The organism is Pseudomonas sp. PME37.24/025, assembly GCF_055556615.1.
The window spans coordinates 420,869-445,226 of the sequence record NZ_JBVHNK010000003.1 but is presented as its reverse complement, the minus strand read 5'-3'; the positions used below and the strand labels follow the sequence as shown (position 1 = coordinate 445,226).

Here is a 24,358-nt window from a genome sequence, read left to right as displayed (position 1 = left end):
GAGCGGAAATCCGCTTATTCAGGATCGGGTGCGAGCGGAAATCCGCTTATAAAGTCATGGGGTTCTTTGCCTGTGCCGGCCTCATCGCGAGCAGGCTCGCTCCCACAGTAGATTGGTGTACGCAGGACCATTGTGGGAGCGAGCCTGCTCGCGATGAGGCCAGAACAGGCACGGCAAATCAGCTGTCCTGCAAAAACATCTCGCGGCTCAATCCATGCCGCTGCATCTTTTCATTAAAGGTACGGCGCGGCAGTTGCAGCTCTTCAAGCACCGCTTTCACATCACCTTTATGCCGGGTCAACGCCGCCCGCAGGCAATGCGCTTCGAAGGCTTCTTGCTGCGCCGCCAGCGACTGGCCGGGATCGATCCCCGCCGGTTCCGGTTCGCCGAGGCCCAGCACTTGTCGCTCGGCGACGTTCGCCAGTTCGCGCACATTGCCCGGCCAGTCGTGGCTCAGTAGATGGCTCAGTTGCGGCCCGCTCAAAGGCGCAAAGGTGCGGCCCAATCGCTCGGCGGCACTTTGCGCGAAGAACTCGAACAGCAGGGGGATGTCTTCACGCCGATCGCGCAACGGTGGCAGACGCAACTCGGCGACGTTCAATCGATAGGCCAAATCTTCGCGAAAGCGTCCGGCCCGGGCTTCATCCAGCAAGTCGGGTTTGGTCGCGGCGATGATTCGCAAGTCCACGTGGATGCTCTGGTTGGAACCCAATCGCTCAAGCTTCTGCTCCTGCAACACCCGCAGCAGTTTCACCTGCTGGGCCAGCGGCATGCTTTCGATTTCATCGAGAAACAGCGTGCCGCCGTCGGCGTATTCCAGCTTGCCGATACGTTTGCCTTGGGCGCCCGTGAACGCACCGCTCTCATGGCCGAACAGTTCGGCCTCGAACAACTGTTCGGGTATCGCCGCGCAGTTCAGCGCCACAAAGGGCTTGTCTGCGCGAGGGCCGAAGTCGTGCAGGCAACGGGCAACCAACTCCTTGCCGCTGCCGGTTTCGCCCCGGATCAGCACATTGACCGGCAACATCGCCAGGTCCAGCACTTGCCGACGCAGCGTCTGCAAACCACGGGAAACCCCCAACAGGGTGGCATCGAGTTTGGCGCGATTGTCCGCTTGCTCGTGCAGGGCACGGTTTTCCAGCACCAGTCGACGCTTGTCCAGCGCTCGGCGCAAGCTGCTCAGCAGGGTTTCCGGACTGAAAGGTTTTTCGAGAAAATCATAAGCGCCATCGCGCATCGCTTCGACGGCCATCGGCACATCGCCGTGACCAGTCAGCAGGATCACCGGCAAGTCGGCATCACGGCGCTGGACTTCGGCCAGCAGCTCCAACCCCGTCATGCCGGGCATGCGCACGTCGCTGAGAATCACCCCGGGGAAATGCTTCGGCAGTTGCGCCAGGCACTCGTCGGCGCGACTGAACAGTTGCACTTCGAAACCCGAGAGGCTCAGCCACTGTTCGACGGCGCTGCGGATGCTGCTTTCGTCATCGACCACCATCACCGAATTGAGCATCAGCCAGGCACCTCCAGATCAATGGGCAACGTCAGGGTGAATACCGCGCCGTTTTCACCATTATCGACACTCAAGCGTCCGCCTGCTTCGTGAGCGATAGCGAAGGAGACGGCCAGCCCGAGGCCCAGGCCATCGCCCACCGGTTTGGTGGTGAAGAATGGATCGAACACTTTACCCAGATTCTCTTCGGCAATGCCGCCACCGTTGTCGGCGACGGTCAGGCGCCACAATTGTTCATCGGCTTCGAGGCGGATTTCCAGACGTTTGCAGGGTTTGTCATGCATCGCATCCAGGGCATTGCGCAGCAGGTTGATCAGCACCTGTTCCAGACGAATCGCATCGCCACGCACCCAGGCCGGGCGAGTCAGATGCAGCACGGTGCTGATGTGCTCGTCACGCAGGCGCGCATCCAGCAACTGCAAGGATTGATCGACCACCGCCGCCAGGTCCAGCCGTTCGCGCAGGCCGCTGGGGCTTTTGCGGGCGAAGGTTTTCAGGTGGCCGGTGAGAGCGGCCATGCGCGTGAGCATGTCGTCCACCGGTTTGAGCGCCTTGTAGGCGTCCTCGACACGGCCGTGATCGAGTAGCAGCCTCAGAGTAGCAAGCTGCATACGCTGGGCGGTCAGCGGCTGGTTGATTTCATGGGCCAGCGCCGCAGACATCTGGCCGAGGGCTGCGAGTTTGGCTGATTGCACCAGCCCGTCCTGAGCGGTGCGCAAATCCCGGGTGCGTTCTTCCACCAGTCGCTCGAGTTCTTCACGGCTGCGCTGACGCATCTTGGCCAGGCGCCAACGCTGGTTGAGGAACAGCAGCAAAAACACGATCGCCAGCCATAACCCGGCCGCGGCGAGCCCGGCGTTGCGGCGGTCTTCGAACGCGACTTGCGGGCGACGCAATAGATGCAGCGTCCAGCCTTCGGCGGCCAGCGGCAGCGATTCCCAGAGGTAATCCGCCGTCCCGTCGGGACCAACGACCCGGGTCAGCGCACTGTTGTCGTCGAAGCGTCGCACCGATTGATAGTCAAGCGGGGTCAGTGGCTGTTTGTCGTATTGGCGGGTGGCTTTGAGCTCGGCGCGATCGCTGTCGCTCAGCGGTTTCAATTGGCGATAGCGCCAGCCGGGCTGATTGGCGATGAAGATGATCCCGCGCGCATCGCTGACCAGCAACGTGTCGCTGCCCTGACGCCATTCGCGCTCAAGTTCCGGGAATTCGAGTTTGACCACCATGGCCCCGAGGAACTCACCACCGTCGCTGGTCACCGCGCTGGAGAGGAAGTAGCCGGGAATGCCGCTGGTCACACCCACCGCATAAAAGCGCCCGGTGCCTTGGGTGCGGGTCTGGCTGAAGTAAGGGCGAAAACCGTAATTGTGGCCGACGTAACTGCTGGGCAAGCGCCAGTTGCTGGCGGCCACGGCCCGGCCGGTGCGGTCGAGCAACTCCAGGGTCGAGGACAGCGCGGCGCCGTTGATTTTCTCCAGTTTGCGATTCAACGCAAGCTGCTGTTCAGGGCTCACTTCACCGTTTAGCGCGGCACGCAGTTCCGGGTCCAGCGCCAACACGGCGGGCAGGGCGCGGTAGCGGTCGATCAGGGTGTGCAGCGAGTTGGCGTACAGCGCCAGTTGCTGATTGGCCCGCGCGGCGTCTTCCACCAGGGACTGGCGTTCGGCGTGGCGGACGGCCAGGGTCGCGGCGAGTGCGGCACCGGCGACGATCAGCAGGGTGTACAACGAAAAACGCACGGTACGGGAAGTCGGCAGCATGCTGGCGCAAACAGGTAGAAAGTCGGGCGGGCACCATAGCATGGTGCCTGCCCAAAGAGACAAAGGCGTCAGATGTTCTGGCGACCTTGAGGTGTCAGCGAAGAAAGTTGGCCTGTACCGGACGCCCCGGAAGGTCTGAAGGCGGGGTGTCGTCGTAACCGGTCGCGGTGATCAGTTGGTATAGGGAGTCGTAGCTGAATTCACGATGGCCATCGATGCGCTGATTCCCGAAGTGGCTGGTGATGAACGCATGGTCGAGGATGCGTGTGATATTGCCCATCGGATCGTATTCGTATTCGAAATCTTGAAGGGGCGACTGCTGGTTGTGCTGTGCCGATTGCCGATGCAGACGGGCATTGGCCAGGTCATAGACCCAAGTGCTGATGATGTCGTTGCCTGCCTTCTGCTCGACGATCTGCCCGGCCGCGTTGTACTGCGCGCCCCGCAAAACCGGCTGCCAATCGTCCAGCCACATCGTGCTGCTGGCGGGTCACCAGGGCGGTAGCCGTTTCACCGGCGACGGTGCGCAGATGCGCAATCTGGCGAATCGGCAGGCCACGACCGTCATTCACCGAGAGTGACGGCGTGCGCCGATGGACATTGGCGATCATCAGTGCAACGTCCGAGGCTGTGTCGGCGGTGGCGGCTCAGCGGTGTCGTTAAAGTCCTCGCTGATGTGGTACCACGGATGATACGTCTCGCGCGAAAAATACCCTTTGGCGTTGATCAGTTTGATCGGCTGGCCCGACACGTCATAGAACAGTTGATCGAAATAGCCCCGTTCATGCAAGGAATGGTCGTTGACGTAGCCATGGGTATTGGCGAAAAACGGCCGGAATTGTCGAACCGGCAGACCTTTATTGTTGTATTCGACCCGTTCGCTGATGCGCCAGCGCGGGTCGGCGAACTCCTCGCGTAACTCGCCCCGGTCGACGATCAACGAGCCATCGGCGGCCACCGCATACGCCATGCCCGATTCGACCAGTTGCTGGGTTTGCAGTGCCCGGCCAAAGCCGTCCACGCAGGCTTTGACGATCTGGATCTGTGCCGGTACAGGGTCGTCGGGATAACGGTCGGCGCTGAGGATGACGCTGTGCACCGGCTCGCGATGAACTGTCGCGATGAGCTCGCTCAATGTTTGTTCCGACGTGGTCAGGTCGGTGCCTTGCTGCAACCGCTGACGGGCGCTTGTGCAGATGTGCCCGCTGGGCAGGACATATCCATTCGCGATCCATTCGGCGAGTTGTTCGGGGCTGACGGTAGGTGGCAGTTGCCCCATCCAGCTGAACAAGTCCTTGCGCAATGTACTGGCCGCTTTTTGTATGGCTTGCACCGGGTTTTCAATCGCCGGATCCGGACGATGATCCTCCGGGCGCACGAAGTCGCTCAGTGGCTTGAAGCCAACGGCGCTGCCATTTTCGGTGCCGTAAAAACTGATCGCCAAGGGCTGCCCGGACGGTTCGTAAATCGCTTCCTGAACATTGTCGTTGGCGTCGATGATGCGCACCGGTTGCAGCGCGTGGTAGTCATATTCGACACGGGTCGTGCAGCCATCCGGCAGTTCGACGCTGATGATCGCCAGACAATAGGGATCGTATTCGGCCTTGGTCACTCCGTGGCTGGCGGTCTCGTGGTAATCGCGCACTCTGTAAAAACCATCGAGGCCGTCGTACTTGGCGAAACCGTAGCGGGCGGACCACAAGTCGTCTGTCGGGGACGGCGTTTCGAACAGCAATGGCATGGGCGTGTAACCGATGCTGGCCAGTTCGGCCCGAATGTCGAAGGGCGGTGGCAGGATGCTGTAAGCGTCCAGCGCCGTCTTGTCCAGTTGGGCCACCTCCAGCGGGCCGGCCAGGGCTTCGAAATCGGCCTGGCCATCAGGCAGCAGCGATTGATCTGCAGTCTTGAGGTAACGCTGCACCGATTGCATTGTCAGCACACGCCGGGCATCCCATTCGGGTGAGTCCTGATGCTGCGTCAGTTGTTCATACGAAACCTGATTCGGCGCAAGGCCCGCGGGCAGCGAACCTTTGGGCAGCACCAACGCATTGCTGCGTTGCCGCCACGGCAGCGCCAGCCGCCGGTGCTGTGAATCCTCATCCAGATCAATGAACCGGGCACGGGTTTCGCTCAGGTAGTAAACCTGTTGCGCATCGTCATGGGCGTCGCGCCACCACTGTTGTTCATCGGGGTCGGTAAAGGGTGGCGTGTCTGACTCGATTCGACGGCGTGCACAGTTGACGGTCAGGGCATGGGTGGGCAGACCGTATCCGTTCCAGCGTAGAGTCACGTCATGCAGGCACATCGGGTCGTCGATAATACGTTCGTACTGGTAGCCGATTTTCTCCAGTGCCAATGGCAGCAACACCGCAGCGGCATATTGATCTCTGGGCCGTACTTCGCGAACCAAGTAGCGGTGTTCTTCCACCGAGTACGGCTGCGCCGTGGCCGGGTCGTCCCCGGCGGCCCATATTTCGGCTCTGGCGATCGAGCCGACCAGCGCCCGGGCGATTTCATACTCTGTGGCGGCGTCGGGCGGCGTTACCGGTTCGTCGCATTCATCATTGGCGTGATAGCGGCTGAATAACGTGTCGCCAAGTGGGCAGGCTTCTGCGTCGCGATTGAAATAGTCATCCCGTGACCTGTCCATGGACTGACCGGTGTGGAACCAGGTGCACACCCGCACCGGCGCTGTGAAGCCAGGATCGTCGCCGGTGGCGGTTTCACTGTCGGTTTGTTGCAACTGGCCGAAACCGCGGAACTCGCGTTCCTGGCCGTCGTAAACGCCTTGGCAATACTTGAACGATTGGGTCAGGCAGTTGCGCGTGACTTCGTCCAGCTGCAGTTGTTGGCTGACCACCTGGACGGGGAATGGTAAGTGGCAAATCGGGAAGCGTTTGAGCTTGAGTATCCGATTCTTCTCATCCAGCCATTCCTGCGCCGAACTGCGATAGACCACCCGGGCGCTGCAGCCCATGTTGTTGTTGCTGGCCGTGAGCAGGTAGGGCTTGGCGGGTACAAAATCGTAGCGCCAGTGCTGCGGCTTCATGTGCGGCACCGTCAGAATCAGGCTGGCGCAGCCCAGACCTTGCAGATCGGCGAGGGTCACCTGGCACAGCCGGTCGTAGCGCACGCCCTCTGGCCATGGAACGATGATCGGTGTCAGTTCCAGCCCGTTGCCGCCACGGTTCAAGTAAATCTCGAACCCATCGGGTTTCAGGTAGATCAGGGCCGGTGCGCCGGAGCCGTTGAGGTCGGCGATTCGCACCTGTGCCGAATCGAACTCGCCGTACTCGAACGGCAGGGCGCTGATCACCTGTCCCTCACCGAATCTGCCGTGCCCCAGGTTGGGCCAGCATTTGATTTCGTTATGCCGAATACGACACAACTCGGTCATGTCGCTGCCCAGCAGGTTACCCAGCAACACCAGTTCGCTGGGGGAGTTGCTGAACAGCGGGAGCCGGTCGTCATCCGGTTCATGCAGGACTTCTTCGGCCCGGGCAAAACCTTCCTCGCGACGATTGGCGTACAGGCGCACGGAGCGCGGGCCGATCATCGCCAGCGAACTGAGCCCGTCGCCGGACAGATCGCCCAGTTGCGAAAGGGTGTTGAAAAACTCCGACGGGAACGCGGTAAACGGTATGAACTCAGCCCAGCTGCGATCGGCGTTCAGCGTGCGAAAACCGCTCATGCCCGGTTCGGCGGTGATCCAGTCCAGACGGCCGTCACCGGTCAGATCGGTCAGCACTTGTTGCACGGCTTTGTTGCGGTTCGCGACCGGTATTTTATTCAGCGCTGTCCAGGGCCTGTAGCCAATATCATCTGGCTCCGCCGCGGTGCGCAGCGGCTCGCGGTAGTACCAGCACTGGTCGTAGCGGCAGAGGAAGCCCGGCACACCTTCACCGTACAGGTCAACGCACTGATAAGCCTGGCCGTCCTCGATGCCCGGCATATTGTCCAGCTCGAGCAGTCGTGCGGGGGTTTTATTGATCTCGAAGGGCGAATAGTCGAATTCCACCGGCGGGGTGTATTCCACAGCACCGCTGGCGTCGTACGCCTGATAGTGTGCCGCCGTTATCTGGCTGTAGGCCCACAGCGTCGTACTGCGTGGATATTCCAGCACCAGACGCCGAACCAGCACCGGCTTGGCACCAAGCTCTTCAGGAAAGTAATGAAACATCAGCAGCTGCTGGCAGAGCCGGCGGGTGCCCAGTTCAAAGCCCTGCCCATAGGTCGAGAAGGGATCAGGGCGCGTCAACCAGGGTTGCAGGGTATCGCCGTCATACTCGGGTTTTTCTGTCAGCGATTTGCTGCGCTCGCCATAGTCGAACAGCAGATGAAAATGCCAGTCCAGATTGGCCGGGTTTTCCTCCGTCCAGGCGTACAGATCCACGCTGGCCGTGAAGTTGCCGTAGAACACTGCGCGCAGGTAACGCTGAGCACGGTAGTCATGAATCGGGTCGGGGCCTTGATCATCGGCTTTGTAGTCGAAACAAATGTGCTCGCCATGGGTATTCATGCTTTCGCAGAGCAGCCAGGCACTCACGTGTAGCGGTTGATCAGGATCGGGATCTGCCCGGCGCGAAGCTGCGGTTTTTCCATACACCTGCAATGAGCCGTCGGCGCCGTGCACAAGCCAGAACGTTGGCTTTTCCTCTTCCGATGGTTGAGTTACCGGTTGCCAGCGTTCTCTGAGGGCAAAGTCGCTTTCGACCCGTGGCCAGTAACGCACCACGGTGTGCGGGCCGACGTTCACGCCGTTGTAGGTGCTTTCGGTGCGGGCCTTGATCGTCGTGCCATCGTCCTCGAGCTCGGGCATCCACACCTCGCCGTCGTGCCCAACGATCTCGTCATGATCGGTATAACGCGGTACGCCCTTGTTGGTTCGGCGGCTGATCTGGCTGAGCCCCAGGCTCCAACCGATGCCGTATGGCCCGTTACCGGCCTGACTGCTGTAAGTCAGTGACAGTTGCGGGTCCCTGCCCCGTCCGGAGGAAACCGGTATTGGCAGCTCGAATGACGCTGCCCCCGTCGGACCCACAGCGCCCCAACTCTTGCCGATCGTGGCGATCGATGAGCTTTTCGCGATGGACGGTGTCGTGATGCTGAGGTCTTGATCGGCCATGGTTTTATCCAGTGCGCACGCGGGGGGCGTGGGTGGATTAACGCTATCAAGGTGGGATTGAAACGTAACCTGTCAGATCTGACAGGTAGGGCGGCTTTTTCTAGAACGAATGGCTTGCTCGAAGTGGCTGCTTAGATCGAAGGATGAAATCGCATCCAAAAAAAGCCGGATCGTCTGGGTAGACGGCCCGGCCTTTTCGGTAGCAGGGGAGGCGCTTACTGCACTTCCACCGCCAGGCTTTCACTGATCTTTTTCTGCCAGATCGCAGGACCGGTGATGTGTACCGACTCGCCCTTGCTGTCGACCGCAACGGTCACAGGCATGTCTTTGACGTCGAACTCGTAGATCGCTTCCATGCCCAGTTCGGCGAAAGCTACCACGCGGGATTTCTTGATGGCTTGGGCCACCAGGTAAGCCGCGCCGCCAACAGCCATCAGGTAAACGGCTTTGTGGTCCTTGATCGCTTCGATGGCGGTCGGGCCGCGCTCGGATTTGCCGATCATGCCCAACAGGCCGGTTTGCTCGAGGATCTGACGGGTGAACTTGTCCATCCGCGTGGCAGTGGTAGGACCAGCAGGGCCGACCACTTCGTCACCGACCGGATCGACCGGGCCGACGTAGTAGATGAAGCGACCTTTCAGATCCACTGGCAGGGTTTCACCCTTGTTCAGCATCTCGACCATGCGCTTGTGCGCCGCGTCGCGACCGGTGAGCATTTTGCCGTTGAGCAGGACAGTTTCGCCCGGCTTCCAGCTCTGCACTTCTTCCGGGGTCAGGGTATCGAGGTTGACACGACGGGCCGATGGACCTGCTTCCCAGACGATTTCCGGGTAGGCGTCCAGCGGTGGCGCTTCCAGGGACGCCGGGCCGGAACCGTCGAGCACGAAGTGCGCGTGACGGGTGGCGGCGCAGTTGGGGATCATGCACACCGGCAACGAAGCGGCGTGGGTCGGGTAATCCATGATCTTCACGTCGAGCACGGTGGTCAGGCCACCCAGGCCCTGGGCGCCGATGCCCAGCTGGTTGACCTTCTCGAACAGCTCCAGACGCATCTCTTCGATACGGTTGGACGGGCCGCGTTTTTTCAGCTCGTGGATGTCGATGGATTCCATCAACACTTCCTTGGCCATGACAGCGGCTTTCTCGGCGGTGCCGCCGATGCCGATGCCGAGCATGCCCGGTGGGCACCAGCCGGCGCCCATTTCCGGAACGGTCTTCAGCACCCAGTCGACGATCGAGTCGGACGGGTTGAGCATGGCCATTTTCGACTTGTTCTCGGAGCCGCCGCCCTTGGCCGCCACGTCCACTTCCACGGTGTTACCCGGAACGATGGAGTAGTGAATAACGGCCGGGGTGTTGTCCTTGGTGTTTTTACGAGCGCCCGCCGGGTCGGCGAGGATCGAGGCACGCAGGACGTTTTCCGGCAGGTTGTAAGCCCGGCGCACGCCTTCGTTGATCATGTCGTCCAGGCCCATGGTGGCGCCATCCCAACGAACGTCCATGCCCACGCGCACGAACACGGTAACGATACCGGTGTCCTGGCAGATCGGGCGATGGCCGGTGGCGCACATGCGCGAGTTGATCAGGATCTGGGCCATGGAATCGCGAGCTGCCGGCGATTCTTCACGCAGGTAGGCCTCGTGCATCGCCTGGATGAAATCCACGGGGTGGTAGTAGGAAATGAATTGCAGGGCGTCGGCAACGCTCTGAATCAGGTCGTCTTGCTTGATCACGGTCATGAGTCGCGCTCCTCTAAAAGACGGGAACATTCAATTAAGGTGCTTGCAGCTTGGGTGCATCGGTCGGTTGCAAGCACCTTTCAAGGCACGCCGGGCATGCTGGCGCGACGCTAAAAAGGCGCGGCAGTATACCGCGCCTCGATGGCGGGCACATCCGTTGACAGTCAAACGTTGGTCGCATACCGCCCACACATGGATATTGGTGAAGGGCTTTTGTGGCGAGGGGGCTTGCCCCCGTGGGAGTGCGAAGCGCTCCCCGACATTATTTCAAACACACACCGCATTGGCAGGTTTACGACTGCTGCGCAGCCGAACGGGGGCAAGCCCCCTCGCCACAGGTTATCCCGGACTCGGGTCATGGGTTTGACGCCAGATTTTCGCCCAAAAAAATTGAATGGTCATTTATCAGACTCGCCACTAAAGTGGCATCCGGCCTGTAGAGTAGGACACTCCGACAGCCCCCTTTCCCACGGTGAATCAACGATTGACCCATAACGCCATCCAGCGGCTTTTGCTCAAACGCTTTGCCCTCGCAGCTGGCACCTACGCCCTGGCTTTGCTGCTGCTGTGGCTGGCGTTTTTCACTGGTCTCTACCAAGAGTCCGTCACCGGCATGGCGATCGGCAGCGCGTTGGTGGTATTCAGCCAGGCGGTGTTGTTCGCGCTGTTTTCCAGCGGCCGCAACCTGCGCTTTTCCGACCCGAGCCTGACTGAAGTGCAAATACTGCTGGGGCTGGGATGGCAAACCTGGCTCATCGCTCATCTGGACGAGGCGCGCGGTGCGTTTCTGGTGTTTTATCTGCTGATTCTGTTATTCGGGTTGTTTCATCTGTCGCGCGCGGCTTTCACCCGTTGCGCGTTTCTGGTGTTCTTCAGTTTCAGCGCCATCACCTTGTGGGAGGGCTACCACTTCCAGCTACCCAACCCGACACTGGCGCTGTTGCAGGTGTGTGTACTATTTGTGGTGCTCGTGTGGATAGTGCTTTACGCCCGTTACGTCCAGATGTCGCGCCAGCGTATGCGTCAGCGGCGGTTCGCCTTGCAGGCGCATCAGGACACCCTGCGCGGAATGATGCGCCAGCTCGAAGGTCTGGTGGCGACCGACGAACTCACCGGGCTGTTCAACCGCCGACATTTCCTGCGCCTGGCCTCCCGTGAGTTGCACGCCATGGAAGTCGGTGTGGTACATGGGCTAGCGCTGATCGACCTCGACCACTTCAAACGCATCAACGATGTTCACGGCCATGCCGCCGGCGATCAGGTGTTGCAAGCGTTCGCCGGGGTAGCCACTGCCTGCCTGCGCGATGGCGATATTCTGGCCCGCTATGGCGGTGAAGAGTTCGTGGTGCTGTTGCCCGATTGTGATCCCGAACGTCTGACCGCTTGCTGCGAACGGTTGCGCGTTGCCTTTATGGATGTCGAATTGGTCGGCCTGGATGTATCCAATCTCAGCCTGTCGGCGGGCATGACGTTGCTGGAACTGGGCGACGATCTCGATGACGCCCTGCACCGCGCCGATCAGGCGCTGTATCGCGCCAAGCGTGACGGCCGTAACCGTTGCGCGGCGGCCTGGGAGAATGTCGATGCCTGAGTTACGGGTCGGCGAACGCCAATGGACGGTGGCGACGGGCAGCAACCTGCTCGACGCCTTGAATCAGAACGGCGTGTCGGTGCCCTATAGCTGCCGCGCTGGCAGTTGCCATGCGTGCCTGGTCAAGTGTGTCGAGGGTTTGCCCAGCGACAGCCGTCCCGATGCCTTGAGCCATGAGCAGCGTCAGCAGGGTTGGCGGCTGGCTTGTCAGTGCCAGGTGGTCGACGATCTGCAAGTCGAAACCTTTGATCCGCTGCGTGATGGCCTTGCCGCGCAGGTGGTCGCCAGCGATTGGCTGAGCCCCAGCGTCTTGCGTTTACGCCTGACCTGCGAGCGACCGTTGCGCTATCAGGCGGGGCAGCATCTGGTGTTGTGGGCAGGGCAGATTGCGCGGCCGTATTCCCTGGCCAGTCTGCCGGAAGAAGACCGCTTTCTGGAGTTTCACCTCGATTGCCGCCAACCGGGGGAATTCAGTGATGCGGCGCGTTGCTTGAAAATCGGCGATCCGATCCGCCTCGGCGAGTTGCGCGGCGGGGCACTTCATTACGATCCGGACTGGCACACACGACCGCTGTGGTTATTGGCGGCCGGCACCGGTCTGGGACCGTTGTTCGGTATTTTGCGCGAAGCATTGCGTCAGGATCACCAGGGCGCCATCCGTGTCATTCACCTGGCCCATGATGCGGGTGAGCATTATCTGGTCAAACCCCTGCAAGCCATGGCTGACGGCCGTGAAAACCTTAACGTCGAGCTGTGGACCGCGGCCGAGTTGCCCGCGGCTTTGGCACAACTGCGCCTTGTTTCGCGGCAAACCCTGGCCTTAGTCTGCGGGGCCCCCGACAGCGTCGACGCCTTTGCCCGGCGCCTGTACCTGGCCGGTTTGCCGCGCAACCAACTGCTGGCGGATGTCTTTCTACCCCGTGGTTGAGCGCTGATTTTTGTGGCGAGCGGGCTTGCTCCGGGCGGCGTTCCGACGCAGGGCTGCGCAGCGGCCCCAAAAGTTTGTGAGCGCTGCGCACTCAAGCGGGAGCAAGCTCCCTCGCCACAGTTGATCCTCTCAGATCAGGACTCACCATGCCCGATACCATCCGATTCGAACGCGAGCGCGGCCTGCTGACCCTGCGCATCAATCGCCCCGAAAAGAAAAACGCCCTGACTCGCGCCATGTACAGCCACTTGGCCGAGGCCCTGAAGCAAGCCGATACCGACCCTGAAATCAATGCGGTGCTGATCACCGGTGGCGCTGAGTGTTTCACCGCCGGCAACGACATCTTTGATTTCCTTCAGCAACCCCCGAGCAACCTCGATAGCCCCGTGTTCCATTTCATGCTCAATTTGCTGGAGTGCCGTAAACCGGTGATCGCCGCCGTGGCCGGTGCGGCGGTGGGGATCGGCACGACGATGCTGCTGCATTGTGATCTGGTTTACGTCAGCACCGACGCCCGGTTGCGTATGCCGTTCGTCAATCTAGGGTTATGCCCCGAGTTCGGCTCCAGCCTGATCCTGCCGCGTTTGCTCGGGCATGCCAAAGCGGCGCAGTTGTTGCTGCTCGGTGAAGCGTTCAGTGGTGAACAAGCGGCAGCGTGGGGGATAGCGACTGAAGCTCTGGGCAGTGGCGAAGCGGCATTGGCCAGGGCGCGGGAGATGGCGTTGCGATTTGAGTCGCTGCCAGCGGAGGCGGTGCGCATCAGCAAGCAATTGATGAAAGCGCCGGGTCGAGAACTGCTGCGCAAGGTGATAGAAGAAGAGGGCGCGTTGTTCACCCAGCGGCTGCGCTCGCCGGAAGCGATGGCGGCGTTGTCGGCATTTATCAAACGGCATTGAGTTTTTCGTTGTCTGGGCCGGCCTCATCGCGGGCAAGCCCGCTCCCACAGGGATTGCAGGTGTCTACAAAATTGAATTTCAACACAAATCCTGTGGGAGCGGGCTTGCCCGCGAAGAGGCCCGACCAGGCAACACAATTTCCGGATCAGAAACCAAAAAGCCCCGCCATTCACGTGGCGGGGCTTTTGTTTTTCACCGAGCGATCACTCAGACCATCTTGTCGCCAACGTGCAGGATTTTCATCCCGTTGGTGCCGCCGGTGGTGTGGTAGCTGTCGCCCTTGGTCAGGATGACCCAGTCGCCTTTCTCCACAACGCCGCGTTTGAGCAACTCGTCGATCGCGGCCTGGCTGACTTGCTCAGGCGGCAACGATGCCGGGTCGAACGGTACGGTGTAGACGCCACGGAACATGGACGCGCGGGCCTGGGTTTCGCGGTGCGGGGAGAACGCGTAGATCGGCACCGAGGAACGGATGCGCGACATGATCAACGGCGTGTAGCCACTTTCGGTCAGCGCGATGATCGCCTTCACGCCCGGGAAGTGGTTGGCGGTGTACATCGTTGCCAGTGCAATGCTCTCATCGCAACGTTCGAACGTTGTGCCGATGCGGTGACTGGAGGACTTGCTGGTCGGGTGCTTTTCAGCGCCGACGCAGATACGCGCCATGGCTTGCACCGCTTCCAGAGGATACAGACCGGCAGCACTTTCGGCCGAGAGCATCACGGCGTCGGTGTAGTCGAGCACGGCGTTGGCTACGTCGGACACTTCGGCGCGGGTCGGCATCGGGTTCTGGATCATCGACTCCATCATCTGGGTCGCGACGATCACGGCCTTGTTGTGGCGGCGTGCGTGCAGAATGATTTTCTTCTGAATGCCCACCAGCTCGGCGTCGCCGATTTCCACACCCAAGTCACCACGAGCCACCATCACCGCGTCGGAGGCTTTGATCAGGCCGTCGAGGGTTTCGTCGTCGGCCACGGCTTCGGCGCGTTCGATCTTCGCCACCAGCCAGGCGGTACCGCCAGCTTCGTCGCGCAGTTGACGGGCGTATTCCATGTCGGCGGCGTCACGCGGGAAGGACACCGCGAGGTAGTCGACTTCCATTTCGGCGGCGAGCTTGATGTCGGCCTTGTCTTTCTCGGTCAGGGCCGGTGCGGTCAGGCCGCCACCACGACGGTTGATGCCTTTGTGGTCGGACAGCGGGCCGCCGATGGTCACGGTGCAATGCAGTTCGGTGGCGGTGGCGGTATCAACGCGCATGACCACGCGGCCGTCGTCGAGCAGCAGCTCGTCGCCCACGCCGCAGTCTTTCACCAGGTCCGGGTAGTCGATGCCGACCACTTGCTGGTTGCCTTCGGTCAACGGATGGCTGGTGGAGAAGGTGAATTGATCACCGATCTTCAGCTCGATCTTCTTGTTGGCGAATTTGGCGATACGAATTTTCGGGCCTTGCAGGTCACCCAGCAGGGCGACGAAGCGGCCGTGCTTGGCAGCGAGGTCACGCACCAGCTTCGCGCGAGCCTTGTGCTCGTCGGGGGTGCCGTGGGAGAAGTTCAGACGGGCGACGTCCAGGCCAGCCAGAATCAGCTGTTCGAGAACTTCCGGCGAGTTACTGGCCGGGCCAAGGGTAGCGACGATTTTGGTACGACGGACGGACATGCAAAGACTCCTGAGTTCAAGCGCAAGCAGAGGCTACTATGGTCTTTGGGTGTAGTCATTGTTCGTTTGCACTACTTATTCGTTTCTTTATTGAACCGAACAACTTTGCAGCAAGCCATCCTGAAGATTTCCGACAATGGGTCGATACAGAGCTCAAGACAGGAGATCCCCCATGCGATTCGTGCTCATTGCCGTCCTTGCCCTCAGTGTTGTGGGCTGCACCCGTTGGTCGATGAACCATCATTTGAATAACGCCTACAGCGCCTATGAGCGCGGCAACTGCGAGCAGGTGATGCTTGAACTGTCCAAGGTCGAGCGAGCCAGCCGCGCGCGGCCTTATGTGTGGCCAGAAGTGTCGATGATGCGCGGCCAGTGCCTGGAACGACAAAAGCTGTTTATCGATGCGGCCCAGACTTATGAATTCATCATCGCCTCGTACCCGCAAAGCGAATACGCCTACCGCGCCCGTGCCCGCCTGGAAACCTTGCAGAGCCTGGGACATTACCCGACCCGCAGCGCGGCGGCAGTGCGCCCGACCCGGTTCTGAATGAAGCGGCTGGCTGACCGGCGGCGGTGAGCTATAGTCGAATAAATCGATTTAGAGCCTTGTTTCTAATTCGAGGTAACACCTGTGATCGGCAGCAGTAAGCGACAGCGGACGGATGGACTGTCGCACCAGGATCGGGGAGAGCGCGGCTTATGCCTATCAAGTAATAGAGCAGGCCCGTTCCGAAGCATTAGTGCGGCCCTGCTTAAGGGCCTTGCGTAGCGAAATCAGCATGTTCACTGACCGCCGGATCGAGCGGCATCAACTGCCGTATTTTCTCAAAGTGTTCAACAGCGTCACCGACAAGCCTATCGGCTTTCTGGGCAATCTGTCCGGGGACGGGCTGATGTTGATCAGCCAGTTGCCGATGATGGTGGGCGCCGATTTTAATCTGCGCCTGAAAATCCCCATGGACGGCCATTGTCAGCAGGTGATCGACCTCAACGCCTGCTGCCTGTGGTGCCACGAGGACGCAACCCCCCACCACTATGACGCCGGGTTCAGCCTGCAACGGGCACCGCCGGAGTATGAGCAATTGGTCGAGGCGTTGAAGCAGTACTTCAGTTTTCAGCCGCTGCCTGCTTCGGCCTGAAGGCTGCGGCGCTTTCATGATCGCCATCGCGGGCAAGCCCGCTCCCACAGTTTCGGCGGTGTTCACCTATCGAGAGTTCACCGAAGATCCCTGTGGGAGCGGGCTTGCCCGCGATGGCGTCAGACCAGATGGCCATTACTTAAAGGCTAGGCCGGCTTAATCGCCCGCTCGTGATCCAGCGACCTCTCCGCCAGCATCAACCCCATCTCACTCATCTGATAAATCGCCATCGCCAGATGCCGCTGTTTGTCTTCCAGGCTGTCCGCCAGGTCGAGCAGCAGAATGCTGACCGAAGAAAAGGTTTCATAGGTCTGGATGATGAGGGCTTCGGGGTTTGCATCAGGTACGACGGTGAACATTTTCATGGCACGGTCCTGGGATGAGCGCAGCGATTCGATATCGGGTTTGAGGTAGTGGTCGAGGGCCTTTTCGGCAGCGGCGTGGAGCTTTTTTGAATCGAGGGTGGCGTAGGGGGAGACCGGGTCGGTTTCGGGTGGGGGATTGGGTGTGGCTTTGAACATGATTGAATTGCCTCTATTAGGGCTACCACCTATTCGCGACTAAACGAAGGGGTGGCGGCTGTACGCAGGTTAGTCGACCGGGAGGCATAAGAATTACCGGCGCGCCCGAGGGCGCCCTGCGCACAGCCACCATCGAGTGCGGGGATAGGGAATACCCGACTTGATGACGCTTATGCACCTTCTTATACCTCCGGGCGACTAAACCCGATCGCTGATTGGCAGCGACGCAGATCAAGTTACGGGGCAATGCCAAGGCGCACAAGCCGGCGGATTCTGAGGGATCTGTAGGCAATGGCGCAAGATGTTGTAGTTTGCTGCGGGTATCCAAAATGGGTGGATATCCAAACAGTCTTTGCACAAAAAAGATAAAAAACTGCAGGCTTGTTTTGTTATAAGCTAATTGTTTTTTATATTGTTTTGTCTTTAAAACTATCAGTTATGACAGTGGTAGCTCGGGGGGGAGGTGAGTATGTTTATAGCAAGAAGTTAGACGTGGATTATTCAGGAGCTAATGAAATGAGCGAGCAAGTTGATGGTGCAGAGAAAGATAAAGCCTGGATAAGCGATAACGAAATCCAAGCAACCAATGATGTGCAGATCATAGAACCAAAAGATGGTGAGCAATATTCTGAAGTCTTTTGGGCAGATGCGGAATATATTACTCTGTCCCAGCAACATCCTCGTGTATCGGTGTTAAATTCTAATGTGAAGTGTCAATACAAATTTGAAAATGGTCGAGTGTACATGAGAGCCATGAGCTATCGTATGGGTACTCGATATGGCCCTTGGTATAGGGGGAATATAAGGCTCCGCCTTAAAGCGGCGGAAACTACTACTGTAGATTCACCAGATTCAATGTCGCAAACTGGTGCGTGGTATAACTATCCGGAGGGTTACGATTCTCTCAGCGCGCGCTTCGTGGATGGCGGTCGTGTAACCCTAACGATACGTGTCGACTATGACGGCACGAATAATGATGTCGAACCTCATGAGGGATGGGGGACGGAATTATCAGCTGTACGGGCGCCGATTATTGAGTCGCCACTCTCCGGTGAAGTCGTTGGGATGCCGTTTAACGTTGCCGGAAAAGGTGGGCTTCAAGGAGGAACGATTCGCTTGTATGGGTTAGGCGGTATGCTCGGATCCACGCCAGTGCATTCGGATGGGGGATGGAACACTTCCATCTCGTTGCAGGAAGACTCTAGAAGTTTCTATGCTCGTCAAACAAACGGCAATGAAACATCCAAAAGCTCGAATACTGTCATCATTAAGCGTACTGTGGTTGCTCCACGAATCGATAGACCGTCTTCCAATGAAATAGTCGATCCTCGACCAACTATTTCGGGTACGGGAGTAAGTGGTTCGACAGTCAAGGTATGGCAAACCAATCCCTACCGGGTTTTGGTGACAGGCACTCAGGTCGATGCCAACCTGAACTGGTCAAAGCAATCGGAAGTGGCTCTGGAAAGTCCCTCGGTCACCATCAGGGCACAAGCGACCCTTAATGGCGTGAGCTCGCCTGAAACGGAGAATCGAACATTCAACGTGCGTTTGAGCTCCTTGAGTATAACTTTGCCGGCCGCCGACTCGTTACAGAATCAAACTTTTACACTTTCAGGAGCGGGAGGTGAGACAGGCGCCATCGTTCGCGTATTCCTTGATCTTGACGATATCCAAGTAGGCGCAAGCGGGACATTGACAGGAGATCAGTGGAATGTGTCCGTTACCGTACCTGTGGGACCTGTGTCACTGGTCGCGCAGAAATTCAAAGGTCAGTTGGAGTCACCGCGAAGTACTCCCCGTAATTTCAAAGCCCGCCCCCCAAAAGTAGGCTCATTCACCGCCCATCCCACCGCCGAAGATAACACCGTGACATTCTCCGGCAACGGAGGGTATGTGGGTGAAGTGCCGGCCTATATTGAAATCATCTTCAGCTCTGGCCGGCCGCCGATCGAATTTGCGGTGCCAGCTTCGTCCTGGACCCATACCTCGGGCGACTGGCTGCCGGGCAATTACACCTGTCAGGCGCGCCAATGGGTGCGTGGGGCATCGGCTGACGAGAGGATCTATTCCGAGGCTACCGCTCCCCTTTCTTTTTCGATAAGTGTTCCGAAGCCCACGCTCACGTTTCATGTGGATGAGGAGCAGCGGCCGAAGTTTTCCGGGACCGGTCATCATTGGGACAACCAGCCTGATCCCCAGGTCGAAGTGTCTGGGGGCACATCACCTGTGCCGAAAGCTCCCGTGATATTGGGCCAATGGTCGGCTGAGGCGTCAGTGCCTTGGGCGCCTGGCAGCCATTCAGTGAAGGCGAGGCAGCTGTTTCAGGCGACCGGAAGCCCGGAACTGGCGTCTGACTGGACCGAGCCAGTATCCGTGGTCATTCTGCCCCGACTCCCGACGATCGACACCATTGATGAAAACGGTTTGTTTCCGATTTTCTCCGGCACCTGCTGGCCACGCGCGGTGGTCAAGTTCGAGTTCAGCGACGGCGGGCTACCCGGCTCCGCGACCAGCGATAATGCGGGGCAATGGACGTTCACCCGGCCGCAACTCTGGTTGCCAGGCGCGCATACCGTCACGGCCACCCAGACATTTGGCGGAGAAACATCCAACCCGGCGAGCAAGCTGTTCAGGGTGGCGGTGGTAAAACCCGTCATCACGCCGATCACGGTGCCGGTAGGCCACCAGGATTCGGTGATCGAAGGCCGTGGTGGCGTGCCCGGCGCGGTAATGAAAATCTATGACTACAGCACCGAGTCGTTGCTGGGTGAGGCGCCCGTGACGGAGGACAAATGGGCGGTAACCATTGACGAACTGGCATTTGGGCTCAGTGATGTTTATGCACAGCAGACGTTCGAGCAAAAGGACTCCGCCCCCAGCCAACATGTCCGCCTGGAGGTCACGTTGTTGGCGCCTGTCGTGGAAAAACCGCTGCCGGACGGTAAGGTCGCGCGCAGGTTCAGAATCGAGGGGAAAGGGGCTCGTCCAAAAGGTTCGGATGCGGCGTATGTGTATGTGTGGCTGGACGATGCGCCTGATCCATGGGCTGTTCGGGTGGTGTGGAGCAACGGTCATTGGGAGTTCGACGCCGTTTTGCCGGTGGGCGCTCACACCTTGACCTTCCAACAGTATTTCAGGGATCACAAGTCTGTGTGTGAAGAGCTGGTGCTTGCAGTGGTGCCCGCCAAACCGTTTATCGAAACCCCGGCCAGCGGCGAAACCATCGAGGCGCACATGGCGGTGTTCGGCTTCGGCTATCCGGGCGATACGGTCAGCCTCGCCTTCGCCGATGCCATCGAAGTCCCCCTGGGTACCGCGCAGGTGCAAGAGGATGGCACCTGGTCGCTGCGCCTGCCGCTTGACCGGCCGGCCGGCCAGGCAGCGTTGCTCGCTCAGCAGAGTTATGGAGAGCACCTGTCCGGGTGGACCGAGGCGCGAGCCCTCGAACTGCGAGGTGATCCACCGCTGTTTACAACCCCCCGATCTGGCCGATGGGTTCTGCCTCAACCGGTGTTTGCCGGTACGGCCGAGAAAGGAAGTGCTGTTGCACTGTTTGCCTGGTTTGACCCGGAGCTAAAACTGGGCGAGTCCCCCTTTACTGGCCAAAGCTGGGAAGCGACACCGTCGCAAGCTTTGCGGCCCGAGGAGCATTGGGGCCGGGCGCAAATATCGGTGGGCACGCAGCCGTCCGCCATGGCCGACAGCCCTCGGTTCGAAGTGATTGCCGTCGCACAGAACACTGCTCGTCCGGGCGCCTGAAGTCCGATGAATGGTCACCTCTACTGTCAGTTCTGACAGTAGACGTCCCGGCTCGGCCAGCGCATCGTTATTCCAGACATTATCCACCGTGACCCGTTTCACTTACGCCGGAGCATCAGGATCATGGATACGCCCAACCGCCTGGCCAGACAGTTTTACGAGAACCTTTTCGATGCTCCCGAACGCGAGGCGTTGCCTGAGCTCAACCAGTTTTTCGACGCGCAGGGCTCGGTGTGTGCCCTGGCGCAAAAGGGCGTCGACGGGCTGGTGGCCGACTACGGGATGAACCGTGACAAGGCACAGGCGTTTCTGACGCGGCTCAATCCGCTGGCGACCTCTGTGCTGCGTCAGTTCATCCACCACCAACAAACCGGCCCCGGCGACGTAGACCCGGCACGATCAAAATGGCCTGCCGGAGATCACGGGCCGACCTATGCCAGTTTGTTCAATCCCGCTTACGAAATGCTGTGCTCACCACAATCCATTGAAGCCATTCATTCGCCGGCGGCTTATTTGGCCTCCCTGGGTTATTGGGCCGAATATCGGCTCGGGAGCATGGACGTACAAGGATTGCCGTTAAAGAATCGCCGCACGGATCTCGACAAATTGCATGTCAATATCAACACGGTCCATGACAGCGTGCCCTCGGTGGAAGTCGTCACGCACGTGATGGAGACGTTCATCAAAACTGAAAGCGGCCAGCTCGACATCGATAAAGCCTTGAGTCGCAGCCGCTACCCCAATGGGCTGCCGTTTCATCGGCCCTGGGTGACGCTCAATTACCTTGCCCGGGAGCATCTGGAGTCGGTCGGCAGTGTAAGGCGGCTCTGTGACCCCGAGTCTCCGTATTTTCTTCACCCGCCGCTTTGGAGTAAGGAATCGGATGCGGCTCTCTCCCTGGCAGCCCGGTTCAGTGTCGAGCAGAGAAAAGTGCTGACGGAAGCTCCCAACTCGCCTTCGCCATCAGAAGCGCCTTATTTCAAGGAAAACTTCGGGCTGGTGGGAGTGCAGCCGGTTAATTTGACCTCCCAGGTGAGTTATTTCAACAGCAGAACTCAACTGAATCAGCAGGGGATGGAAGCGCTTCTATCGATCAAGGATTTCGCCACGACCTTGTCGCCAAATTACGTTCGGGACAGTAGCGAGTCTGTTAGCGGTGCGCATTCAGGCTCGTTTTTTATCAATGCAGGTACTTCGCCTGCCATTTCCATTGAATATTCTGACAAAGCGGAGATCTTCAACCAGTTTCGATACCTCGACAAACCCCGCATCGATCGGATGAACCGCAAGTTGCGCCTGGACAAATGGTTGGGATTGCCCAGCCACCAAGTCGACAGGTTGCTCGTCGCTGCGATGGAGGCCGAGAACGCACCTGCGCCACCGAAGTACTGGATAACCCCCAATACGATCCGCGCGCTGGGGTTGTTTCAGGAATTAAGGGAGCGCTACGCGTGCACCGCCGAAGATTTTTCGGTGTTTATCCACCACATTTCTGTCTTCGGACGAGGCATCGAGGCCGCTCAATTCGACCGTGTGTTCAATGAGAACACTCTGTTTACGCGCCCCTTGAAGATCGACGGCGGTGAGTTTGCGATCATCCCGCAGACAGACGCCGACATGCTGACGATCAGCCAGATACGCAGCGCGCTGGGCATCGAGCTGGAAACCTATCTTTACCTGGCGCAAGTGATCGCGCAGGCCTATGGGGTGACCGAGTTGCGCCGCAGCGTGCCCATTCTCTCCAGTTTTTATCGAATGGCAAAACTGCCGCGCCTGATCGGGATCACGCCGATCGAGGCCGTGGCGCTGCTGCAGATAATGGGGGGCGATAACAGCCTGCTGTTCAGTCTGGCAGGCGCACCGCGGATCATCGCCGGGCAAAAGGAGCCTGAGCACACCGATGTGCTCAGCGTCATTCAGGCGTTGGTGGACAGTGTGCGTTGGTGCTTGGACGCCGGCCTGACGGTGCATTGGGTCGCCCAGCATGTACCGACGGCCATCGCCCCTGCGTTGCCTTCGCAGGTCGAGTTCGCGCTGGCTGAACAGTTGAGGAGTCAGATTGTTCCGGCGCTGTTTACCGAGCAACTGTTGAGCATGGGGGGGGCGCCGCTTCTGCCGAACAACCGGCCGTGGCTGGAGGTGCTCAAGGCATTGGTGGATGAAAAAGGGCTCGTGCTGCATTTTGAAGAAACGGCGGAGCGGCCTTACAAGACCCATGCCCGGGAGGCGATCGACAGGGCGGTCAAGGCCGCTCTGCCGGATCTCGACGAGGGTGAGCGGGCAATGCTGACAGAAAAAATCCTCGATGTGCTGCTGCGTTGCCGCAGTGGCCAGCACAGTGTGGTCCAGGAAGGCCTGTCGGGGTATTCCGGCCTGGCTTCGGATATCACGCTTTTGGTGCTGGCCTGGTCGGGTGCCTCTGTGTACCAGGTGCTGGCTCGGGTTTTGTCGACTTCCACGCTCGATGCAATGGCTGGCTCCCGGCGTCAGGATCCTGATCATCCCGAGGACGCGTTTTGGGTCATTTTGGCGGAGTTTCTGCGGCGCAGTTCCATTGTCCGCACATTGGAGCTCAGCACGATCTTTCTGCAGTATCACCTGGAAGAAAACCGCGAGCAAACGTCTGATGGACACACAACCCCGGCCTTTTCACTCGCGACGCTATACCACCTGAGCGTATACAAGCGGGCGCTGGCCCTGAGCGCCAAACCGGAAGAACAGCTGGTGAGTTATTTCCAGCGCGTCGGTGCGCTGCGGCCCGACCTTGCAGCGGACGGCAAGATCCTTGCCCAGCATGCAGCGGCGAAGTTGTTGGCTGAACTGTTTACCTGGAGTACCCGGGAAGTTTTGGCGTGCGCTTTGCGGATAAGCCCGGGCGAACAGCTGATTCGAACCGTGGCGCAGCTTGACTTGCTGTTGCGTGTCCGGGCGTTCGCCTTGCGCAGTGGCATGGACGCCGAGGCGATCCTGGCGATCGGCACGCTGCCTCCGGATGGCAGCTACGAGCAGTACGAGACCGTGGCCGATCGGGTCACGGCCAGCCTGACCCAGCCGGGAAATCCGCTCATCGCTGATGACATCGGCTCGGTGGGGCAGGACGTGCAGATGACCGTCAAGGTTGAGCCTGAACACTTGATCGCCAACAAACCTGACGAGTTTGCGACCTATACCATCACCGTTCAAAACCGCGCAGGCATACCGCTGAGAAGGGTCAACGTGCACTGGCTATCGACGCTGGGGCGGCTCGAAGCGTTGATGACGCCTACTGACAACGATGGCGTGGCAACCGTGAAGTTGCATGCCGGTACGGTCATGGGCAGTGCGATGACGTTCTATCAGCATGACCTGGGCAAACAGCTGGCGGGCCCGACGGTAGAGATTGGCTTTGATGTGAGCACACTTGACGCTACCGGCAAGTCACCCGTACCGACCAAGCCGATGGTAGGGAAGCCGGTCTCGTTGTTTCTCACGCTTGAGGACGACTACGGCAACCTGGCGGCCGATCAGTCGGTGCTCTGGACATTCAATTCGCCGACTATCCTTCCGATCCAGACGGACACAAACCGGGCCGGCCTGGCTGAGGTCACATTCACCAGCGAAGAACCCGGGCGCATTACAGTGACAGCCATAATCCTCGCCAATGACAAAAAAGCGATATTCAGGCCGATCGAGTTCACACCCGCTGCTGACGGTTTAGCTGATTCACCTCTTAGCATGGCATGAGC

Annotated in this window: 14 protein-coding genes and 1 pseudogene; 7 read left to right on the top strand and 8 right to left on the bottom strand. The window is 59.5% G+C overall.

The features are described from left to right. Positions 1–178: 178 nt before the first annotated feature. The 6 genes and pseudogenes from ACZ3HH_RS08025 to ACZ3HH_RS08000 form a co-directional block, all read right to left on the bottom strand. The gene (locus ACZ3HH_RS08025; protein ID WP_465803867.1) at positions 179–1,513 is read right to left on the bottom strand and encodes a sigma-54-dependent transcriptional regulator; all 1,335 of its coding nucleotides are present in this window, start codon (positions 1,511–1,513) and stop codon (positions 179–181) included. Next, the gene (locus ACZ3HH_RS08020; protein WP_465803865.1) at positions 1,513–3,273 is read right to left on the bottom strand and encodes a sensor histidine kinase; all 1,761 of its coding nucleotides are present in this window, start codon (positions 3,271–3,273) and stop codon (positions 1,513–1,515) included. Before ACZ3HH_RS08020 ends, ACZ3HH_RS08025 begins: the two co-directional genes overlap by 1 nt. Positions 3,274–3,367: 94 nt before the next feature. Further along, positions 3,368–3,748: a hypothetical protein gene (locus tag ACZ3HH_RS08015; protein WP_465803864.1), complete on the bottom strand. Its 381-nt coding sequence runs from the start codon at positions 3,746–3,748 to the stop codon at positions 3,368–3,370. Between the two features lie 135 nt (positions 3,749–3,883). Beyond that, positions 3,884–5,773 carry a toxin TcdB middle/C-terminal domain-containing protein gene (locus ACZ3HH_RS08010; protein ID WP_465804045.1) on the bottom strand — a complete coding sequence of 630 codons (1,890 nt, stop codon included), beginning with the start codon at positions 5,771–5,773 and terminating at the stop codon, positions 3,884–3,886. 168 nt (positions 5,774–5,941) lie between these two features. After that, positions 5,942–8,398 (bottom strand): annotated as a pseudogene (locus ACZ3HH_RS08005) (SpvB/TcaC N-terminal domain-containing protein); the annotation flags it as partial. A 215-nt stretch (positions 8,399–8,613) separates the two neighbouring features. Then, positions 8,614–10,137, bottom strand: coding sequence for a fumarate hydratase (locus ACZ3HH_RS08000; protein WP_052964313.1), 1,524 nt, complete (start codon positions 10,135–10,137; stop codon positions 8,614–8,616). Positions 10,138–10,621: 484 nt separating this feature from the next. On the opposite strand from ACZ3HH_RS08000, the gene ACZ3HH_RS07995 reads away from it, so the two are divergent. The 3 genes from ACZ3HH_RS07995 (at position 10,622) to ACZ3HH_RS07985 (ending at position 13,552) form a co-directional block, all read left to right on the top strand. Continuing rightward, entirely contained in the window at positions 10,622–11,728 is a 1,107-nt protein-coding gene (locus ACZ3HH_RS07995) for a GGDEF domain-containing protein (RefSeq protein ID WP_465803863.1), read from the top strand. Further along, entirely contained in the window at positions 11,721–12,656 is a 936-nt protein-coding gene (locus ACZ3HH_RS07990; protein WP_465803861.1) for an iron-sulfur-binding ferredoxin reductase, read from the top strand. The genes ACZ3HH_RS07995 and ACZ3HH_RS07990 overlap by 8 nt, the downstream gene beginning before the upstream one ends. Positions 12,657–12,802: 146 nt before the next feature. After that, complete coding sequence (locus ACZ3HH_RS07985) at positions 12,803–13,552, top strand: enoyl-CoA hydratase-related protein (RefSeq protein ID WP_465803860.1); 750 nt, start codon at positions 12,803–12,805, stop codon at positions 13,550–13,552. A 207-nt stretch (positions 13,553–13,759) separates the two neighbouring features. On the opposite strand, the gene pyk is transcribed toward ACZ3HH_RS07985, so the two are convergent. Beyond that, entirely contained in the window at positions 13,760–15,211 is a 1,452-nt protein-coding gene (gene pyk, locus ACZ3HH_RS07980) for a pyruvate kinase (protein ID WP_465803858.1), read from the bottom strand. A 172-nt stretch (positions 15,212–15,383) separates the two neighbouring features. Here pyk and ACZ3HH_RS07975 point away from each other — a divergent pair, with 172 nt between their 5' ends. Together ACZ3HH_RS07975 and ACZ3HH_RS07970 are read left to right on the top strand one after the other, a co-directional pair. Further along, a complete protein-coding gene (locus ACZ3HH_RS07975) occupies positions 15,384–15,758 on the top strand; it encodes a tetratricopeptide repeat protein (RefSeq protein WP_465803857.1) in 375 nt (124 codons plus the stop codon). Between the two features lie 232 nt (positions 15,759–15,990). Continuing rightward, positions 15,991–16,350, top strand: a complete 360-nt coding sequence (locus tag ACZ3HH_RS07970) for a PilZ domain-containing protein (RefSeq protein ID WP_465803856.1) — start codon at positions 15,991–15,993, stop codon at positions 16,348–16,350. A 146-nt stretch (positions 16,351–16,496) separates the two neighbouring features. On the opposite strand, the gene ACZ3HH_RS07965 is transcribed toward ACZ3HH_RS07970, so the two are convergent. Continuing rightward, positions 16,497–16,871, bottom strand: coding sequence for a DUF6124 family protein (locus ACZ3HH_RS07965; RefSeq protein ID WP_465803855.1), 375 nt, complete (start codon positions 16,869–16,871; stop codon positions 16,497–16,499). Between the two features lie 492 nt (positions 16,872–17,363). On the opposite strand from ACZ3HH_RS07965, the gene ACZ3HH_RS07960 reads away from it, so the two are divergent. Both ACZ3HH_RS07960 and ACZ3HH_RS07955 read left to right on the top strand, forming a co-directional pair. Next, positions 17,364–20,633: an Ig-like domain-containing protein gene (locus tag ACZ3HH_RS07960; protein ID WP_465803853.1), complete on the top strand. Its 3,270-nt coding sequence runs from the start codon at positions 17,364–17,366 to the stop codon at positions 20,631–20,633. A gap of 123 nt (positions 20,634–20,756) precedes the next feature. Continuing rightward, positions 20,757–24,356, top strand: a complete 3,600-nt coding sequence (locus ACZ3HH_RS07955; protein ID WP_465803852.1) for a Tc toxin subunit A — start codon at positions 20,757–20,759, stop codon at positions 24,354–24,356. Positions 24,357–24,358 lie beyond the last annotated feature (2 nt).

What these genes read in the sequence shown, in the direction of transcription:
- ACZ3HH_RS08015 (WP_465803864.1), bottom strand. Translation starts at nt 3,748, where the DNA reads ATGTGGCTGGACGATTGGCAGCCGGTTTTGCGGGGCGCGCAGTACAAC.
- ACZ3HH_RS07990 (WP_465803861.1), top strand. Translation starts at nt 11,721, where the DNA reads ATGCCTGAGTTACGGGTCGGCGAACGCCAATGGACGGTGGCGACGGGC.
- ACZ3HH_RS07975 (WP_465803857.1), top strand. Translation starts at nt 15,384, where the DNA reads ATGCGATTCGTGCTCATTGCCGTCCTTGCCCTCAGTGTTGTGGGCTGC.
- pyk (WP_465803858.1), bottom strand. Translation starts at nt 15,211, where the DNA reads ATGTCCGTCCGTCGTACCAAAATCGTCGCTACCCTTGGCCCGGCCAGT.
- ACZ3HH_RS08025 (WP_465803867.1), bottom strand. Translation starts at nt 1,513, where the DNA reads ATGCTCAATTCGGTGATGGTGGTCGATGACGAAAGCAGCATCCGCAGC.
- ACZ3HH_RS07970 (WP_465803856.1), top strand. Translation starts at nt 15,991, where the DNA reads ATGTTCACTGACCGCCGGATCGAGCGGCATCAACTGCCGTATTTTCTC.
- ACZ3HH_RS08020 (WP_465803865.1), bottom strand. Translation starts at nt 3,273, where the DNA reads ATGCTGCCGACTTCCCGTACCGTGCGTTTTTCGTTGTACACCCTGCTG.
- ACZ3HH_RS07985 (WP_465803860.1), top strand. Translation starts at nt 12,803, where the DNA reads ATGCCCGATACCATCCGATTCGAACGCGAGCGCGGCCTGCTGACCCTG.
- ACZ3HH_RS07955 (WP_465803852.1), top strand. Translation starts at nt 20,757, where the DNA reads ATGGATACGCCCAACCGCCTGGCCAGACAGTTTTACGAGAACCTTTTC.
- ACZ3HH_RS07965 (WP_465803855.1), bottom strand. Translation starts at nt 16,871, where the DNA reads ATGTTCAAAGCCACACCCAATCCCCCACCCGAAACCGACCCGGTCTCC.
- ACZ3HH_RS08000 (WP_052964313.1), bottom strand. Translation starts at nt 10,137, where the DNA reads ATGACCGTGATCAAGCAAGACGACCTGATTCAGAGCGTTGCCGACGCC.